Here is a 17,857-nt window from a genome sequence, read left to right as displayed (position 1 = left end):
GCATGCCGAAGCGCGCGGGTCCCGTCGTCACTTGTCCGGCCACTCCCCGGTCGCACGGTGGTAGGCGACCGCGCTCGTCCGGTCGATCGCGGCCTTGACCACCGCGAACACCGCCCCTTGGAGGGCAGCCGCGGCGATGATCTCGCCCCAGCCGTGGTCGCGGTCGGTGGCGTCGGGCGCCTCCTTGCTCCCGGAGACCAGCTTCCAGATCTGGCCGGACGCGGCGCTGGCGGCGACGCCACCGAGGATTCCCGCGAGCATCCTGGCCGGGGTGAACAGCAGCTTCATGACCGTTTGCACCACTTTCGACGGATCGGCTTCTGGCACTCCCAGTGATAACCCGAACGGGCTCGGCTGAACCAAGCGGCGCGCCCGTCCGTAGTGCAGGGTTACCCGAACCGATGGAGGTACCCGTGCCCACCACGCGCCGCAACGTCCTCGCCGCGACCGGCCTCGCCCTGCCCTGCGTCCTCGCCGCGTGCGGCGGCCAGCCGTCCTCGCCCCAGCCGTCGTCCTCGGCGCCCTCGTCGCCCGCGCAGCCCTCGGCCGCTCCGACCGGGCCGCTGGCCGCGCTCAGCGACCTGCCCGTCGGCGGCGGCAAGCTCGTCGACGCGGGCGGGCGCAAGGTGCTGCTCGTGCGCACCGGCCAGACCGAGGTCAAGGCCTACGACCCCGCCTGCCCGCACCAGGGCACCCTCGTCCAGGCCCCCGTCGGCGGCACCATCAAGTGCCCCTCGCACGGCAGCACCTTCGACTCCACCAGCGGCGCCCGCACCGGCGGCCCCGCCACCACCGGCCTCAAGACCATCGCCGTCAAGGTCGAGAAGGACCAGGTGGTCCTCGCCTGACCACCTCAATGACTCGTTCATGTGGTTGAACGTGCTGAACGAGTCATTGAGGGCGTTCAACCACCTCAATGACTCATTCAGCACTTAAGCGACTGCCTAGCGGCGGCGTTTCTTGCCGCGGATCATGGCGACGACCGAGCCCATGGCGCGCTGCGCTTCGGAGCCGAAGGGGTTGTCGTGCACGACGTAGGTCCAGGTCGAGCTGGGCTTGCGCACTCCGGCGGCCTCCAGGTCGACGCCCTTCTCCTCGGTGACCTCGGCCTTCTCCAGGGTTTCCGCCGCGCGCTCGCGGACCTCGGAGCGCAGGCGGTTGAACGCGGGGACGGCGGCGCGGTGGAACTCGTCGAGCGGGTTCTGCCGGGCCAGCGCGTGCAGGTGGATGCCCTCGCGCAGATCGGTCAGGAAGGCCAGGTGCTCGGCCCACCGCTGGTCGAGGTGGTGCAGCTCGACGCGACGCGCGACCTGGGCAAGGACCTCGTCGGACACGGTCTCGCGCAGTTCCTTCACGCGATCGGGCGCGCTCTCCTCCAAGCCCTCCAGGGCGATGTCGGAGGTGAGCACCTTCTCGCGGTACTGCTTGAGCAGCGCGCGCTGGTGCTCGATGAGCTGGTGGTAGCGCCAGGTGTTGCGGTGGATCTCCATGACGACGCCCTCGGCGACGCGCTGGGCGTGGTCGACGGCCAACTGCGCGCCGGAGTGCTCGACCGCCTCGGCCGTGTCGTCCACCGCGGGGATCTCGTCCTTGCCGTAGTGCTGGACGAGCTCGTCCTGGAGGCTGGTGAAGAACACCGAGCCGCCGGGGTCGCCCTGCCGCCCGGCGCGGCCGCGCAGCTGGTCGTCGAGGCGGCTGCTGGGGTAGCGGCCCGAACCGATCACGTAGAGCCCGCCGAGTTCGGCGACGCGCTCGTGGTCGGCGGCGTCGCGCCCACCGAGGCGGATGTCGGTTCCACGACCGGCCATCTGGGTGGACACCGTCACCGTGCCGTGGCTACCCGCCTCGGCGATGATCGCGGCTTCCTCGGCGTCGTTCTTGGCGTTGAGCACCGCGCACGGCACCTCGGCCGCGAGCAGCCGCTTGGCCAGGCGCTCGGACTCGGAGACGTCGAGCGTGCCGACGAGGACCGGGCGGCCCTTGGCGTGCTGCTCGACGATCTCGGCGACGAGCGCGTCCTCCTTGCGCTCCACCGTGGCGTACAGGCGGTCCTTCTCGTCCTCGCGCACGCACTCCACGTTCGGCGGGATCGCGGCGATCTCCAGCTTGTAGAACTCCTGGAGCTGTTCGCCGACGGCCACCGCGGTGCCGGTCATGCCCGCGAGCACGGGGTAGCGGCGGAGGAAGCCCTGCATGGTGATGCTGTCCAGGATCTCGCCGCTCTCGGTGACCGCGACGGTCTCCTTGGCCTCGACCGCTGCCTGGAGCCCGTCCGGCCAGCGCTGCCGCAGGTGCACGCGGCCCCGGGACTCGCTGATCAGCTGGACCTTGCCGTCGCGGACGATGTAGTCGACGTCCTTGTGCAGCAACGCGTGCGCGTGCAGCGAGATGTTCACGGCGGCGAGCGTGGCGAAGTTGTCGGCGTCGTAGAGATCGATGCCGAGGCCCTTCTCCACGACCTGGCTGCCCAGCTCGGTGAGGTGGACGTTGCGGTCGTCGGAGTCGGTCTCGTAGTGCAGGTCCTTGCGCAGCGCGCCGACCACGCGAACGATCTTCGGGTCACCCGCGCCGTCCGGGGCGACGGTGCCCGCGAGCACGAGCGGCACCCGCGCCTCGTCGACCATGACCGAGTCGGCCTCGTCGACGATGGCGACCTTGGGCTCCGGCTGCACGCGGTCGTCCTCGGAGTCGCACAGCCCGTCGCGCAGGTAGTCGAACCCGGCCTCGTTGACCGCGATGTAGGTGACGTCGCGGGAGTAGGCCTCGTGGCGCTGCTCGTGCGTGGAGCTCTGGCTCACCCAGCCGACCGTGACGCCCAGCTGCGTGTAGATCGGCTCCATCCACTCCGCGTCGCGGCGGGCGAGGTAGTCGTTCACGGTCAGCACGTGCACCCGGTTCCCGCGCAGCGCGTAGCCCGCGGCGGCGACGGCGGCGGTCAGCGTCTTGCCCTCACCGGTGGCCATCTGGGCGATCCGCCCGGACAGCAGCGCCTGGACGCCGAGCAACTGCACGTCGAAGAGCCGTTCACCGAGCCTGCGGTCGGCGATCTCCCGGCCCAGCGCGCACAGCTCGATGACGTCGGCGCGGTCGAGCTCGCGCCCGTCGTCCCGGCGCAGCTCGGCGGCGGCCGCCGTGAGTTCGGTGTCGTCGAGGTCGCGCACCGCGTCCTCGCGCTCCCCGATCGGCCCGAGCAGCCGACGGTAGGGCGCGAGGTCCAGGGTTCCCGGTCGCTGGAGGAACCGGCGTATCCATGCCCGCATGCCGCACAGCATATCTACGGTTTGTTGAAAAACACGTACTTGCGTACGTTTGGGTTGTGGATGACGACGCGCGCTACCTCGACCTGGAGGCTCGCCTCGCCGAGGTCGAAGCACGTCTTGCCAAGATCGAGGAGTTCCCCCGGCCGAGCGAGGAGGCGGACGGCAGCCTGGAGGCCGAGGCCTTCTGGGCCCTGCGTGGCCTGCGGGAACGCCTCTCCGAGCAGCCCGCGATGGCCCCGGCGGGCGGCGTGCTGTTCACCGGCGTGGTGTCGCTGCCGGACGGCGAGTACCACGAGTGGCAGCAGGGCGCGTTCACCCACGTGCTGCTCCGGCACGACTGGGCCGAGTTCAGCAACGCCTTCAGCGCGCTGGCCCACCCGGTGCGGCTGCGGCTGCTCCAGGAGGTCATCCGCGGCGAGCGGACCGTGGCGCAGCTCCAGGAGCACGAGGACATGGGCACCTCGGGGCAGATCTACCACCACCTGCGCCAGCTCACCGCCTCCGGTTGGCTCCAGTCCAGCGGTCGCGGCCAGTACTCGGTGCCCGAGGTGCGCGTGGTGCCGCTGATGATCGCCTTGTCCGCGATGACCATGCCGGGCTCAGCGGGCACGAGCGAGGAATAGACTTCGCGCGTGCGTCCCCTGCCTCTCGTGTCTGACTGCGGCAACTGCTTCGGCCTGTGTTGCGTGGCCTTGGCGTTCTCCGCGTCCTCGGACTTCGCGGTGGACAAGCCGATCGGCACGCCGTGCGCCAACCTCCAGCAGGACTTCCGCTGCGGCATCCACAACCGCCTGCGCGACAAGGGGTTCTCCGGCTGCACGGTCTACGACTGCTTCGGCGCGGGCCAGAAGGTCTCACAGTCCACTTTCGACGGTGAGGACTGGCGCGGCTCCGCAGAAACCGCCCGCCGGATGTTCGAGGTCTTCCCGATCATGCGGCAGCTGCACGAACTGCTCTGGTACCTCACGGAGGCGCTGGCCCGGCCCGCCACCAAGCCCATGCACGCCGAACTGAGCGCGATGCTCGCCACGACCACCGCGCTCACCGACGACAACGCCGACGCGCTCGCGAAGCTCGATGTGGCCGCGCATCGCGCCGAGGTCAACACGTTGTTGGTGCGCGCCAGCGAGTTCGTGCGCGCGGGCTTCAAGTCCCGCAACCGACGCGGCGCCGACCTCATCGGCGCGAAGCTGCGCGGGACTGACCTGCGGGGAGCGAACCTGCGCGGCGCCTACCTGATCGGCGCCGATCTCCGCGACGCGGACCTGCGGTCGGCCGACGTGATCGGGGCGGACCTGCGCGACGCGAACGTGGCCGGGGCGAAGCTCGCCGAGAGCCTGTTCCTGACGCAGACGCAGGTGAACGCCGCGCGCGGGGACGCGCGCACGACGATTCCCGACAGCCTCGCCCGCCCGAACCACTGGCGCTCGTGAACTGGGCGACGGTCCAGGCTGAACGCCGTGTGCTCGTCGTCCTGCACAACATCACGACGCTGACCCGAATGCGCGACGTCCTGCCGATCTTCGCTTCGGACTTCCGCGTGCAGCTCTGCGCCACCTGGAGCGGTTCCGACCCGTTCACCCACGGACTGCGCGAAGAGCTGGACAAGCTCGGCGTCATCTTCGTCTCGTGGGAGCAGGCCGTCGCGCAGCGCTTCGACCTGGCAGTTTCCGCCAGCCACCACGGCGGGCTGCACGAACTCACGACCCCCGTGGTGATCCTCTCGCACGGAGTCGGGTACACGAAGTACTCGCCGGGCGAAACTGTTGCCAGCAAAGAGGTTTTCGGGCTTTCCGAGGAGTGGGTGCTGCGCGACGGCGAGCCGCTCGCCACAGCCCTCGTCCTCTCTCACCGCGAACAGCTCGACCGTTTGGCGCCCGCCGCGGTGCCGAGCGCGGTCCTCGCGGGCGATCCGTGCTTCGACCGGATGCGGGCCAGCCTCGGGCTGCGCGAGCACTACCGCCGCGCGCTGAACGCCGGTGATCGCCAGGTCATCGCGGTCTCCTCGACGTGGTCACAGACGTCGCTGCTCGGCTCCGGCCCGGGCCTGGTCCGCCAGCTGCTGACCGAGCTGCCGCTCGACGAGTACCGCGTCGTCGCGATCGTGCACCCCAACGTCTGGCACTGGCACGGCCCGTTCCAGGTCCGGCTCTGGTTCGACGAGTGCCTGCGCGCGGGCCTCACGCTCGTGCCGGAACTGGAGGGCTGGCGAGCTTCGCTGATCGCGGCGGACTGCGTGATCGGCGACAACGGCTCGGTCACCGCCTACGGCGCGGCGCTCGGCAAACCCGTGCTGCTCAGCGCTTTCCCCGAGGTCCCGCCGGGTTCGCCCGTTGACGCGCTCGGCAAGCTCGCCCCTCGGCTCGACAGCGCCCGTCCCCTGCGCGCGCAGATCGATCGCGCGATCGCAGAGCACTCCCCCGGCAACTACCAGGTGGTCACCGACCTGGTCACCGACGCGCCCGACGAATCCGCTGGGCTGCTGCGGGAACACTGCTACCGGCTGCTCGATCTCCCTGAGCCGCCAAGCGATGTGCTCCTCGAACCGATCAGTGCAGAAGGCCTCGGCAGCGGCCGGGTGACCGCGTTCACGGCGAGCTGCGAGGTCGGCGAAGTCACCCGGCTCACCCGCTTCGGCTTCGGCTTCGAATCCACAAAGGACGGTCACGTCGTCGCGCACGCGCTGCACGCCGGTCGCGCCGTCCGACGCAACGCCGACATCCTGTTCCGCTACGCCGACGAGGCGTTCGCGCTCGAAGACCGCGAGATCATCGCAGTGATCGGCGATGGCAACGCGCAGATCACCAGCCACGACGGACGAACATGGGAACTCAGCGGCGACGGTGATCCCACCGGCTTTCCGTCCGTTGTGTACGCACACCTCGCCGCTGGGCTGGACCTGCCACCCACGATCACCGTGGCGACCGGCGACGTCCGCTACGAGCTGAGCGTCACGGAAAGAAGCCCTCGAACAGCAACGAGCTGATCTTCGACGTCGTCTCCACACCGACCTCGAACCCCTTGTCGATCACCTTGGTGTTGCTCATGATCGCGACCGTGTAGCGCTCGGCGGGACCCGCGAAGCCGACCGAGTTCACCACCCACGAGCCGTCGTCGTTGTCATCCGACCAGCCGTTCTTGTTGCCGGGCATGGCTTTCGACCCAGCCGCCCACACGCCCCACTGCTGGTTCGGCGCGACGGTCCGCAGCTCGTTGACGAGGTGGCTCCGGTGCTGCGCGGGCAGCATGTTCAGCACGAACGTGATCACGCGATCCAGGTCGTCCGGCGTGGTCAGAATCCAGCCCCAGTGGTGCGGGTGCTCGGCGGTGAAGCGCATGTCCGTCATGCCCCGCGAACGCAGTCCCGGTTCGAACGCCGCCTCGCCGCCGAAGCGGTTCCACAGCGCGTGCGCGGCGTCGTTGTCACTGGTGTGCAGCGCGTCATGCATGAACTTGCGATCTTCATCGGTCAGCCGCACAGCTCCGGAGTCGTTGCGCAGCAGCAAGTCCACGGCCATCGCGAGCTTCGGTGTCGAGCACGCCCACGCGTGGGTCGCCGCCGCTCGGTTCCGCCACACCGCGCCCGTCTGCCGGTCCCGCACCACGATCCCGGTCACGCCAGGCCGTGTTTCGGCGTACTTCATCGCGTTCGCGACGCGCTCGGCGAAGTCGACCGGAGGCGGCGCTGGGGCGGACTTCACGGGCGTGGTGCACGCTGCGAGCACCACGGCCACGACCACCACGAACAGCCACTTCATCGCAGCACGCGCTCAAGATCGCTGATGAGCCCGAGGCTCCGATAGATGTCCGCCGCCCGCTCCAGGCTCTGCGCCGCGTCCCCGGGCCGCAGCCGTGCGAGCAGTTCAAGCGCTTGTGCCTGCGGGCGCGACATTCCCTCCGCTTCAAAGTCCGCGACCGCCTGCTCAACACCTTCAGGCTCTGCGAACAGCACCAACACCCGCGCCGCGTTCCCGCGCTCGCCGTGCGCAACGAAGTAATCGAGGGACTTCTTCAGCTCCGCGAGGTCCGCGTCAGCACCGAGCGTGCGGCCGATGTGCATGCGCAGCAATGCTTCTGCCCGCGCCCGCAGCTCTCCGGGGACGACGATGCCCCAGGCTTCCCGGAACTTGGCGAGCGCCGCCACGCGGTCACCGGTCTGCGCGAGAACGATGCCGGTCCACTCCAGGACGCTCTGCCGGTCGATCGGCGTCGACACCAGCCGAAGCGTGTTCTCAAAGCATTGCAGCGCAAGAGGAAGGTCTCCCACCGCCTCCGCCGCGATCCCCGCGAGCTTGTACGCGTACCCGGCAACCGCAGGATCGCCGAGGGCTTCGGCGGCGGTCGCGGCTCGGTCGCGCATCTCCGCGCGGTCCTCCAAGTGGCCGGACTGGTAGTGCCACTGCGCGAGCGCGTCGGTGAGTTCGCAGACCTTCAGGTTCTCCTGCAACCGGCTCGCCGTGCGAACAGCCGCGCGGAAGTTGAGGCGCTCAGCGGCGAGTTCCGCCAGCACCTCCTCTCGCGAGCCGCTAGCGGGTTCGGTGTTCTCCCACAGCTCCTTGGCCAGGGCCGGACGCTCCGGGTGGATCACCTTGCCCAGGGCCACCGCGCGACCGAGGTACCAGGCGACACCTCGTCGCAGCGCGCCGATCCGTTCGGATTCCTGCTCCGCGGCGGCGGACGCGTGCTGCTTGATGAGGCCGTGGAAGGAGTACCGGCCGTCGACCGCGCCGAGCAGGTTGCTCTTGCCGAGCGCGCTCAGCACCCGGCGAGTGTCCACATCGGACAGTTCGAGCACGGCGGACGCGAGCGGCACGGTGAAGTCCGACCCGAAGTGCCCGCCCAGCAAGCGGTACGCCCGCGCGACCTGCGGCGCGAGTTCGCGGTAGGACACCTCGAAAACCGCTTCGACCAGGCGGTCATCCTCGATCGCCAGTTCCTTGAACAGCTGCCTGCTGTCGCTGAGCACCGACACGTACTCAGCGACCGAGGCGTAGTCGCCCGTCGAGAGCCGGACCGCCGCGACGTGCAGGGCCAGCGGCAGGCCGTCGCACAGCCGGGTCAGCGCGCGCAGGTGCTCCGGCTCGTCCGCCAGGTCCTCCGCGACCAACGCGACGAACTCGCGCGCGACCTCGTCGGAGAAGCGCTCGACGACGAGCGGGCTGAACCCCTGCATGCGCAGTCCGTCGAGCCGGGCACGGCTCGTGACCACCACGGCGCTGCGGTCCGAGCCGGGAAGCAGGTTCTTCACCTGCTGGGCGCTCACCGCGTCGTCGAGGACGATCAGCAGCCTCAGGTCGGCGGTGACGGAGCGGAACAGAGCGGCGCGCTCGTCCTCGGTGTCCGGGATGTGCTCGACGTCGAACTGCTGGAGGAAGAAGAGCAGCACGTCGGCGGGCGCGGCCGGGCCGCTGTCACCGGAACCGTTGAGGCGGTAGAACAGCTGCCCGTCGGGGAACTGGTCCTTGATCCGGTGCGCCCAGTGGACCGCGAGCGCCGTCTTGCCGATCCCGGGCGCACCGGTCAACGCCGCCCGGATCGAACCTTGGCGTTTGCCAAGCATCTCCAGCTCGGCGGAGCGGTTCAGGAAGTGCGACACGTCGCCGGGCAGCATCCGGGGCACACGCACCTCGACCGGCTTCCCGCCCAGGTAGATGGTGTTGACATCGCGCGCCTGCACCACGGAGCCGAGCACGTCACCGGTCAGCTCGTTGCGCGTTTCGCCCATGGCCCCCGACCCTACCGACGATCACCTCGGAGCGTGATCGAAGCGGCACGACGCGTCGGCTGCCTCGCGCAGCGCCTCGGCTGCCAACGCGGGGCCGTTCTGGGCGGTGACGCGCGCCCGCAACCCATCGACGGACGCGCGCACGGCCGGGTCGGTGGTGAGCTTGCGGACGAGCAGTCGCAGCAGTTCGGGCTGGAGTTGCTTGGCGTCGACCCGGATGCCGGCGCCGAGCTCGGCGACCCGGCGGGCGTTGACCTGCTGGTCGAGAATCCGCGGCACGAGGATCATCGGCACACCAGCGGCAAGGGCCTCCAGGGTGGAGTTCATCCCGGCGTGCGTGAGGAAGACGTCTGCGTGCTCCAGCAACGCGGTCTGCGGAACGTTGCGGCGAGCGATCACGTTGGGTGGCAACGGTCCTAGCGCTTGCGGAGCGGTCGGCCCAGTCGCGATCACGACGAGCTGGTCAGCATCGACGAACGCCTCGACGACGGTGCGGAAGAACGCCGGTCCCCTGGTGAACACCGTGCCCGGGGACACCAGCAGCACGCGGCGGCGCTCGATCTCCGACCACGGGAGGTCGCCGCAGCGTTCGGACCGCGCGGTGGTGAGCGGGCCGACGAAGCGGAAACGCGGGCCGAAGCTGTGCGCGGCGGGCTGGAGCTCGGGCAGCGCGTTGATCAACACGAGGCGGTGCTCCCGCGCCGTCTCGACCGCCCACGGGTGCAGGTTCCGCGCCCAGGGCTTGCGGAGCAGGTCACCGACGGCGGCACCGAGGTGTCGTTGGACGGTCGAAGCGATGACGTGCTCGTTCTGCGCGTAGGTGGTGCTGAACAGAACGGTCGGCACGCCGCGCGCGCTGGCCAGCTGGAACACCTTGGGAACCATCGGGTCGTAGACCACCAGGTCGGGCGCGCGGTCACGCAGCTCCGCGCGCAGCAGCTCGTGGATCGCCCTGCGGTCGGCGAAGGTCTTGGTCAGTCGCCGCACCTCGTCGACCGGGTCGAAGCGCTCCGGGACGATCACGTGCGAGCTGGTCGGCAGCCGCAGCACGCGCGCGCCGGCCGCCGCCACCTCGTCGGCGAAGTTCGGCGCGACGATGACGCTCGCCCGGTCCCCGGACGCGGTCAGCTCGCGCAGCACCGGCAGCAGCGGGTTGACGTGCCCGTGCGAGGAGTACGGCACGAAGAGGAAATCGGCCACACCCCGACCTTAATGATGTTGGCGGGGGCTCAGCTCTGGTCGGGGACGCGGTGGCGGGCGGAGTTCAGCCGTTCGTGGCGCGAGCGCACCTGGGGTTCGACGAGCGGGGCGCTGATCGGTGTCGTGATCTCGTTCGCGTTCTCCGGCGGGGCCTTGCGCGCGGGGCGGCGCGGCAGTGGCTTCGGCGGCTCTTCGGCGACCGGCTCGGGTTCGGGCTCGGGTTCCGGCTCGACGACGGCTTCGGGCTCCTTCTCCGGCACGGGTTCGCGGACCGCGACCAGGGCGGCCAGCAGCGTGGTCACCGGGACGGCCGCGACCAGGCCGATGCTGCCGACCAGCGTGCGGACGACCTCCTGAGCGACCGCCTGCGCGGTGACCAGCTCGCCGAAGCTCCGCCCGGACAGCGAGTAGGCGAGCATCATCGGCAGCGCGGCCCCGGCGTAAGCCATGAACAGCGTGTTCACCGCCGAACCCACGTGGTCCCGGCCGATGCGCAGACCGGCCGCGTAGAGCTTGCGCCAGCCGAGCGCGGGATTGGCCAGGCGCAGCTCCCACACCGCGCTGGCCTGCGTCACGGTCACGTCGTCCAGCACGCCGAGCGCGCCGATCACGATCCCGGCCATCAGCAGGCCCCGCGCGTCGATCCCGTGGCCGAGGATGCCGATGAGGTTCGCGGTGTCCTCGTCGAGGCCGGTGAGCTTGGCCATCGCGCTGAACAGCCAGCCGAGCAGGCCGATCAGGCCGAGGCTGCCCAGGATGCCGAGAACCGCCACGGACGTGCGCGCGGTGATGCCGTGCGTCAGGTACATCGCGACGAACATGATCAGGCCACCGGTGACCACCGCGACGGTCAGCGGGTCCTCGCCGGCCAGCATCGCGGGCAGCGCGAAGAACACCAGCAGCAGGAAGCTCAGCGCGAGCGCGCCCAGCGCGGCCAACCCCCGCCAGCGCGCCAGCACGAGCACGGCCAGCGCGAACAGCACCGCGAGCACCGTCAACGGCAGTCCGCGTTGGAAGTCCACGACCTGGTAGGAAGCGCCGGAGAACGGGTCGGAGCCCTTGCCCGCGTAGGCCAGCACGACCTCGTCGCCGACCGCGAAGCGCGGGGTGCTCGGCTCGATCGGAGTGCCGGGAATGGTGACCGTGCGCTCGGAGGCGGGTCCGTCGATGAGCTTCACCGACAGCGACAGGCACTCGCCCGCCCCGCACTGCCCCGACTTGGCCGCGGTGATCACGCCCTGCACCGGCACCTGGTTGAGCCCGACGCGCGAGCCCGTGGCCTGCTCGCGGCCGAACGGGTAGAGCAGGAGCGCTCCGATCAGCGTGGCCAGCGCGCACGGGATGAGCAGCGCCGCGAGCAGGAGGCGCACCTTCCGCGACGCCGGGGCGACCGGCCCGTGGCCGTGCCCATGTCCGTGCCCGTGGCCATGTCCGAGGCTGACCTCCGGCTCGGGCTTCCGCCTGCGCCTGGGCTTGGCCTGCGCTGAGCCCGCCGCCTTGGACACGGCCCTCTTCTTGGCCGCGGCCTTGGGCTCGGGCTCGGCAGAGCTCTCAGGCCTGGCCTGCACGTCGGGGGCGGCCTTGCCAGCGGCGTGCCGACTGGCCGCGCGCCTGCGGCGTGGCGGTTCGCTCGCTTGCACGGCCCAATACTGCCTTCAGACCAACGCGATCCCCAACTCATGCCCCGCCGACGCGGACTACAACGCTCGGAGCAGCACTTACTCCCGGTGCGGACATGTTTTCGGACAAGGCGGGACGAACTTCTTGACAACGATGTCAGCGCCCGTTGTGCTGACGCGATGTCACGCCGGGGCGACGGCGGCGAGACACCTCACTGCGCAACCTCAACGCGGAGGCTTCAGCTCGATGACGCACAGGTGGGCGAGACGATCACGGCGGGCCCTGGCGGGCGCGCTGACCACGGCCCTGACCCTGTCGGTGGTGACCATCGGACAGGGCGCGGCGCTGGCGGCACCGGCCGCCGCCGACTTCCAGTCCTCCTTCGAGGCGGGTGAGCCGCAGCCGAGTTGGACCGACACGGTCGAGACCGACGCGGCGGGCAGGCCGAAGGCGGGCGGGGTCAACGGCAACGACGGGATCAGCATCCCGGGCAACGTGACCGACAAGGTCACCGACGTGCGGGCGAGCGCGGAGAACACCGGCGGCGGCGAGGGCAAGGAGAACCTCGTCGACGGCAACACCAGCTCCAAGTGGCTGGCCTTCGCCAACACCGCCTGGCTGGAGTTCACCCTCTCCGAGCCCGTCGCGATCACCAGCTACGCGGTCTCCTCGGCCAACGACGCGCCGGAGCGGGACCCGAAGAACTGGAAGCTGCAAGGTTCTCCGGATGGCAAGGCTTGGTCCGATGTGGACGTCCGAAGTGGACAGAGCTTCGCCAAGCGCTTCGAGACCAAGAAGTTCGAGCTGACCAACACGGTCGCCCACAAGCACCTGCGCTTCGAGATCACCGCCAACAACGGTGGCGCCGCGACCCAGTTCTCCGAGATCCAGTTCGCGGTGAAGGCCAGCTCCGAGCCCGCGCCGAACATGCGCAGCCGCGTCGGCAAGGGCCCCAACGGCGGCTACGCGGCGAAGTCCAACGCGGGCTACACCGGCACGAAGGCGTTGCAGTTCCTCGGTGAGCACGTCGCGAAGGACCGCGGCTTCTCCTACAACAAGGTCTTCGACGTCGACGTGGCGGTGAAACCGGACACCGAGCTGTCCTACCTGGTGTTCCCGCAGTTCATCCCGGACGACCTCAAGTACCCGAGCACGCACGCCGCGGTGGACCTGGCGTTCTCCGACGGCAGCTACCTGAGCGAGCTGGGCGCGAAGGACCAGTACGGCTTCGAGCTCTCGCCGAAGGGCCAGGGGGCGTCGAAGTCCTTGTACACCAACCAGTGGAACAAGCTGCGCTCGAAGATCGGCGCGGTCGCGGCGGGCAAGACGATCAAGCGCGTGCTGGTCGCCTACGACAACCCGTCCGGCCCGAGCAACTTCGCGGGCTGGTTCGACGACTTCCGCATCGGCGCTTCCGTCCAGAAGCAGTACGCCACGCCCGCCGACTACGCGCTCACCACGCGCGGCACCCAGTCCACCGGTGGTTTCTCGCGCGGCAACAACTTCCCCGCGACCGCGGTCCCGCACGGCTTCAACTTCTGGACGCCGATGACCAACGCGGGCTCGATCAGCTGGCTCTACGACTACCACAAGGCCAACAACGCGCAGAACCTGCCGACGTTGCAGGCGTTCACCACCAGCCACGAGCCGAGCCCGTGGATGGGTGACCGGCAGACGTTCCAGGTCTTCCCGCAGGCGGGTGCGCCGAACATCGACCGCGTGGCCCGCGCACTGCCGTTCAAGCACGAGAACGAGGTCGCCAAACCGCACTACTACGGCGTGACGTTCGAGAACGGCATGCGCACCGAGATCGCGCCGACCGACCACGCGGCGCTGTTCCGCTTCACCTTCACCGGCAACGACTCGAACCTGTTGTTCGACAACGCCAACAACAACGGCGGGCTCACCCTGGACACCGCCAAGGGCGTGGTGAGCGGCTACTCCGACGTGAAGAGCGGCCTGTCCACCGGTGCCACGAGGCTGTTCGTCTACGCCACTTTCGACCGCCCGGTCACCGGCGGCGGCAAGCTCACCGGCGCTGGGCGCGACAACGTCACCGGCTACCTGAAGTTCGACACCAGCTCGGCGAAGACCGTCACCATGCGGATCGCCACCTCGCTGATCGGTGTCGAGCAGGCGAAGAAGAACCTCGACATGGAAGCGACCGGCTCCTTCGAGTCGGTCCGCGACCGCGCGCAGCAGGCGTGGAACGAGAAGCTGCGGGTGATCGAGGTCGAGGGCGCGAGCGAGGACCAGCTCGTCACCCTGTACTCCAACCTCTACCGCCTGTTCCTCTACCCGAACTCCGGGCACGAGAACGTCGGCACCGCGACGGCTCCGGTGTACAAGCACGCCAGCCCCGTCGCCCCCGCCGCCGGTCAGGACACCGCGACGCAGACCGGCGCGAAGATCGTCGACGGCAAGGTCTACGTGAACAACGGGTTCTGGGACACCTACCGCACCACGTGGCCCGCGTACACGCTGCTGACGCCGGAGAAGGCCGGTGAGATGGTCGAGGGTTTCGTGCAGCAGTACAAGGAGGGCGGCTGGGTGTCGCGCTGGTCCTCCCCCGGCTACGCGAACCTGATGACCGGGACGAGTTCGGACGTGTCCTTCTCCGACGCGTTCCTCAAGGGCGTCACCAACTTCGACGTCCAGGCCGCCTACGACGCCGCCGTGAAGAACGCGACCGTGACCCCGCCCAACGCCAACGTCGGGCGCAAGGGCCTCGACAAGTCGATCTTCCTCGGCTACACCCCGACCACGACGGGCGAGGGCATGTCGTGGGCGATCGAGGGCTATGTCAACGACTTCGGCATCGCCACGATGGCCAAGGCGCTGCACGACAAGGCGGCCCCGAACGACCCGCGCCGCAAGGAGTACGCGGAGAACCACGAGTACTTCCTCAACCGCGCGCAGAACTACGTGAACATGTTCGACAAGTCCGTCGGCTTCTTCCAGGGCCGCACGGAGGACGGCAAGTGGCGCGTCGCCCCCGACAAGTACGAGCCGCGCGAGTGGGGCCACGACTACACCGAGACCAACGCGTGGAACATGGCGTTCACCGTGCCGCACGACGGGCAGGGCCTCGCCAACCTCTACGGCGGGCGCGCCGGGCTCGGCAAGAAGCTCGACCAGTTCTTCAGCACCCCGGAGACCGCCGGTTTCCCCGGTTCCTACGGCGGCGTGATCCACGAGATGTTGGAGGCCCGCGACGTCCGCATGGGCCAGTACGGACACAGCAACCAGCCGTCGCACCACATCCCGTACATGTACAACTACGCGGGCCAGCCGTCCAAGGCGCAGGAGAAGGTGCGCGAGATCCTGTCGCGGCTCTACGTCGGCAGTGAGATCGGCCAGGGCTACGCGGGTGATGAGGACAACGGCGAGCTGTCCGCCTGGTACATCTTCAGCGCGCTCGGCTTCTACCCGTTGCAGATGGGCAAGCCCGACTACGCCGTCGGTTCGCCGCTGTTCACCAAGGCGACCGTGAACCTCGGCGGCGGCAAGAAGCTCGTCGTGTCCGCGCCGAAGAACAGCGCGAAGAACATCTACGTCCAGGGCCTCAAGGTGAACGGCCAGAAGTGGGACAAGACGTTCCTCCCGCACGACGTGCTCGCGCGCGGCGGCACCCTGGAGTTCGACATGGGTGCCTCCCCGTCGGCATGGGGTACCGGGGAGAACTCCGTCCCGGAATCCGTCACCAAGGGCTCCGAGGTGCCGCGTCCGCTGCGGGACACCCCCGGCACCGCGAGCTCCGCGCCGCTGGCCGACAACACCTCGCAGACCCAGGCCGTGGTCGACTCCGTGCAGTTGCAGGCGTCGACCGCCGAGCGCGTGGAGTTCTACACGCTGACCTCCGGCAAGGACGGCGCCGACCCGAAGAGCTGGAAGGTCAAGGGCTCCTACGACGGCAAGACGTGGACCACCGTGGACGAGCGGGACGGCCAGAGCTTCTCCTCGCGCCAGCAGACCAAGGCGTTCAAGCTCGCCAAGCCCGGCCACTACACGTGGTACCGCGTCGAGTTCGGCGGCAAGGTCTCGCTGTCCGAGGTCGAGTTCCTCAGCAAACCGCGTGCCGAGTGCACCACCACCATCACCGGTGAGCGCTCCGGCCCGCAGACGCTGAGCGGCGTGGTGTGCCTCAAGGACGCCACCATCACCGGCCCGGTGACCATCGCCGCGGGCGCTTCCGTGTACGCCTCCGGCGGTCGGATCGTCGGCCCCGTCCGCTCCACCGGCGCCGTTGACGTCGTCCTCCTGGGCACCCACGTCACCGGCCCCGTGGACATCTCCGGCAGCACCGGCGTCGTCGGCGTGGAAACCGCTCGCGTCACCGGCCCGCTGTCCCTGGTGAACAACACCGGCTCAGCCGCCGTCGCCGCGAGCACCGTCGTCGGCCCGGTCACCTGCTCCGGCAACACGACCGCTCCGTCGAACAACGGTCTCCCCGTTGGCGGCACCGGTCCTCGCTCCGGCCAGTGCACGGGCTTGTGACCGCGCCCTGACCACGCGAGGCCCCTCGGCTCCGGTCGAGGGGCCTCGCTGCTGTTGCGGCTCCTTGACATGCGCTGTTCCCTTCTCAGCTACGCGGTCAGTCGTGGGTCGACTCTGATGTTGCGCATCGGTTTCCGCTCCGCGTCCACCCACGGCGGTGGGATGAAGTCCGGCCTTCCGTCCTCGGCGAAGACGATCTTCCAGTCCTCTTGGTGGATCACGTGATGGTGGTGCGAGCACAGCAGGGTCATGTTGTTCAGATCGGTCGGCCCGCGATGCTTAGTCCAGTGCAATACATGATGAGCTTCCGTCCATGCCGGTGGCCGATCACATCCGGGGAAGGCGCATCCCTTGTCCCGCAAGGCAAGTGCTCGTCGTAGTGGCGGTGGCGCGGCGCGGACGGAGCGTCCGTAGTCGAGGGGGATGCTTTCGCCGTTGAGGACGACGGGGATCAGCTCGGCATCGCAGGACAGCTGTCGCAGGAGTGAGGCCGTGGCTTCGCCATCCCAGTCGGTGTAGCCCGAACGAACCTTCTCTTCCAGGTAGTCCAACCGCATTGTCACGACCATCTGCGGCCGTACTCCGCCGCTGATCGGCAAATCGTGGGTGGACATCGCGACGGTGATCAACTCGCAGAGTCCGTCGGCATACCGCTGTTCCGGCGTCCGGGGGTCTTCCTCTCCGCCGACCGGGCGGGGTTTCGAGACCGCGTGCAGTGCTTCTTCGACCATGCCACCTTCGAGGGGTGGCAGGCATCCGTTGAAGACCAGCCACCCGTGCTGGTTCTTGGTCATCCTGAACGAGCGCGCCTCCACAGCTGCTTGCTCGTCCCTGAACGCACCCGCCTGATCGACATGCGAGCGCACCCGCTTGCCCACCTGCATCAACTCACGCGGAGTCAACTCCGGCGCGCACGCCAACAACGCCTCCTCAGCCTCATCGGCGACCTCAGCCGGGACGTTCTTGATGACATCCGCGATGACCGCCGCGTGATCACCACTGATCACGCCTGCGTAGAGGGCGTCCCGCGTGTCAGGCACACCAGGCAGGTCCTCTACCAGTTGCGAGCGTCGCTTCGCTTCCGCCGGAGAAATCCTCAGATGCGACCGCAACAGCGTCGCGATGCTCCGACACCCCAGCATGGTGTGCAGGCCACGATCCTCAGCACACGCGGCAGCGTCGATCTTCACTGCCGTCAACAAATTCGTGATGGTCTCCAGCTTCACCAGAAACGCCAGATGCTCATCCTCAGACAACTGATAGACATCGCTTAGTGCGAGATGATCTAGCAAAAGTGACTCGATAGCATTGTTATCCAACATGATCACACCTCCCTTCTTGTTGGATACCTCAATTTTAGCAAGCCCCGCGAGGACGTCAAATCCGTTGCAGCGCAACAACAATGGAACTGTCAGCCGACAGCGAAACTAGGTCGGCTTTACCTGGGGTGCGCGTGCCATACGCTCGTCCGCGTGGGCCGGGATTCCTCCCGTGCCCGCCCGGCCAATGAGGGCACGCGCAAGGGGCCCCAGGTCAAGCCGACCCCCGCGCTGGA

General features: G+C 69.0%; 12 protein-coding genes. 5 read left to right on the top strand and 7 right to left on the bottom strand.

The window, feature by feature from the left end; genetic code table 11:
- Window positions 1–27: 27 nt before the first annotated feature.
- Entirely contained in the window at window positions 28–288 is a 261-nt protein-coding gene (locus tag CCN37_RS26095; protein ID WP_086825743.1) for a DUF4235 domain-containing protein, read from the bottom strand.
- 125 nt (window positions 289–413) lie between these two features.
- On the opposite strand from CCN37_RS26095, the gene CCN37_RS26090 reads away from it, so the two are divergent.
- Entirely contained in the window at window positions 414–848 is a 435-nt protein-coding gene (locus tag CCN37_RS26090) for a Rieske (2Fe-2S) protein (RefSeq protein WP_168200864.1), read from the top strand.
- A gap of 96 nt (window positions 849–944) precedes the next feature.
- Here the strand turns inward: CCN37_RS26090 and secA2 are convergent, their stop codons facing one another.
- Complete coding sequence (gene secA2, locus CCN37_RS26085; protein WP_246843317.1) at window positions 945–3,260, bottom strand: accessory Sec system translocase SecA2; 2,316 nt, start codon at window positions 3,258–3,260, stop codon at window positions 945–947.
- A gap of 56 nt (window positions 3,261–3,316) precedes the next feature.
- Here secA2 and CCN37_RS26080 point away from each other — a divergent pair, with 56 nt between their 5' ends.
- Genes CCN37_RS26080 through CCN37_RS26070 form a run of 3 tightly spaced genes read left to right on the top strand, consistent with a single transcriptional unit; the run spans window position 3,317 to window position 6,246 of the window.
- Window positions 3,317–3,883, top strand: coding sequence for a helix-turn-helix transcriptional regulator (locus CCN37_RS26080; protein WP_246843316.1), 567 nt, complete (start codon window positions 3,317–3,319; stop codon window positions 3,881–3,883).
- A gap of 9 nt (window positions 3,884–3,892) precedes the next feature.
- Window positions 3,893–4,693 carry a pentapeptide repeat-containing protein gene (locus CCN37_RS26075; RefSeq protein WP_086825735.1) on the top strand — a complete coding sequence of 267 codons (801 nt, stop codon included), beginning with the start codon at window positions 3,893–3,895 and terminating at the stop codon, window positions 4,691–4,693.
- Window positions 4,690–6,246, top strand: coding sequence for a hypothetical protein (locus CCN37_RS26070; RefSeq protein WP_086825733.1), 1,557 nt, complete (start codon window positions 4,690–4,692; stop codon window positions 6,244–6,246). Before CCN37_RS26075 ends, CCN37_RS26070 begins: the two co-directional genes overlap by 4 nt.
- Here the strand turns inward: CCN37_RS26070 and CCN37_RS26065 are convergent.
- The 4 genes from CCN37_RS26065 to CCN37_RS26050 are packed head-to-tail and all read right to left on the bottom strand — an operon-like array spanning window position 6,212 to window position 11,825.
- Window positions 6,212–7,018, bottom strand: coding sequence for a serine hydrolase (locus CCN37_RS26065; protein ID WP_086825731.1), 807 nt, complete (start codon window positions 7,016–7,018; stop codon window positions 6,212–6,214). The two genes, CCN37_RS26070 and CCN37_RS26065, sit on opposite strands and share 35 nt — an antisense overlap.
- The gene (locus CCN37_RS26060) at window positions 7,015–8,985 is read right to left on the bottom strand and encodes an NB-ARC domain-containing protein (RefSeq protein WP_086825729.1); all 1,971 of its coding nucleotides are present in this window, start codon (window positions 8,983–8,985) and stop codon (window positions 7,015–7,017) included. Before CCN37_RS26060 ends, CCN37_RS26065 begins: the two co-directional genes overlap by 4 nt.
- Before the next feature lie 21 nt (window positions 8,986–9,006).
- A complete protein-coding gene (locus tag CCN37_RS26055) occupies window positions 9,007–10,185 on the bottom strand; it encodes a macrolide family glycosyltransferase (protein WP_086825727.1) in 1,179 nt (392 codons plus the stop codon).
- 29 nt (window positions 10,186–10,214) lie between these two features.
- Window positions 10,215–11,825 (bottom strand): YibE/F family protein, encoded by a 1,611-nt coding sequence (locus tag CCN37_RS26050; RefSeq protein WP_246843315.1) that lies wholly within the window; start codon window positions 11,823–11,825, stop codon window positions 10,215–10,217.
- A 226-nt stretch (window positions 11,826–12,051) separates the two neighbouring features.
- On the opposite strand from CCN37_RS26050, the gene CCN37_RS26045 reads away from it, so the two are divergent.
- Entirely contained in the window at window positions 12,052–16,302 is a 4,251-nt protein-coding gene (locus CCN37_RS26045; RefSeq protein ID WP_086825724.1) for a GH92 family glycosyl hydrolase, read from the top strand.
- An 89-nt stretch (window positions 16,303–16,391) separates the two neighbouring features.
- Here the strand turns inward: CCN37_RS26045 and CCN37_RS26040 are convergent, their stop codons facing one another.
- On the bottom strand, window positions 16,392–17,702 hold the full coding sequence (locus tag CCN37_RS26040) for an HNH endonuclease signature motif containing protein (protein WP_143261811.1): 1,311 nt from the start codon (window positions 17,700–17,702) through the stop codon (window positions 16,392–16,394).
- Window positions 17,703–17,857: the final 155 nt, after the last annotated feature.

The sequence above is a fragment of the Allokutzneria sp. NRRL B-24872 genome (assembly GCF_002155965.1).
GTDB lineage: Bacteria > Actinomycetota > Actinomycetes > Mycobacteriales > Pseudonocardiaceae > Allokutzneria.
Note: the sequence above shows the minus strand (reverse complement) of the source record. Positions and strands in the feature narration are given on the sequence as shown.

Bases quoted from the DNA above. Each gene is read 5' to 3' on its own strand.
- CCN37_RS26095 (WP_086825743.1), bottom strand. From the start codon at position 288: ATGAAGCTGCTGTTCACCCCGGCCAGGATGCTCGCGGGAATCCTCGGT.
- secA2 (WP_246843317.1), bottom strand. From the start codon at position 3,260: ATGCGGGCATGGATACGCCGGTTCCTCCAGCGACCGGGAACCCTGGAC.
- CCN37_RS26065 (WP_086825731.1), bottom strand. From the start codon at position 7,018: ATGAAGTGGCTGTTCGTGGTGGTCGTGGCCGTGGTGCTCGCAGCGTGC.
- CCN37_RS26060 (WP_086825729.1), bottom strand. From the start codon at position 8,985: ATGGGCGAAACGCGCAACGAGCTGACCGGTGACGTGCTCGGCTCCGTG.
- CCN37_RS26045 (WP_086825724.1), top strand. From the start codon at position 12,052: ATGACGCACAGGTGGGCGAGACGATCACGGCGGGCCCTGGCGGGCGCG.